Source organism: Neisseria sp. P0021.S006 (assembly GCF_051956895.1).
In genome coordinates, this window is record NZ_JBQCWZ010001268.1 from 1 (window position 1) to 442 (window position 442).

Genomic DNA, 442 nt, shown 5'->3' on the forward strand with positions numbered 1-442 from the left:
GTGTAGGGTTGCAGTTTGCGTAAGAGTCTGCCGATATGGTCGGCGTGGTGCAGGCTGCTAATGAGGTTTTCGGCATCAACATCGAACGGAATAATCAGCGGCTGCATATGGCTTTCGACCATGCGGAACTTGTCGGCAATGGTTTGGAATGGGAAATCGAGGCTTTGCCCTGTATCGTTGTGCATTTTCAGGATTTTTTTATTGTCCAGTTCGCTGCCTTTTAATTGATAAAGCTCGGCGAAGTAGGCGGCGACGGCTTGGGTGGATAAGAGGTCGTCTGAAAAGCTGTCGGCGGTCAGGCGCATAACGGCGGCTTGGGTGGCAAGTTCGGGAGGGGCTTTCCATTTGTCTTCGGGCGCGAATATCCATACAAAGCTGTTTTCAGACGGTCTTTTGCCTTCGCGGTTGCAACGTCCGGCGGCTTGGGCAACGCTGTCTAAAC

At 52.5% G+C, this 442-nt stretch carries 1 pseudogene; it reads right to left on the reverse strand.

The window, feature by feature from the left end:
- A pseudogene (locus tag ACTHUM_RS19820) lies at positions 1-442 on the reverse strand (CRISPR-associated helicase/endonuclease Cas3); the annotation flags it as partial.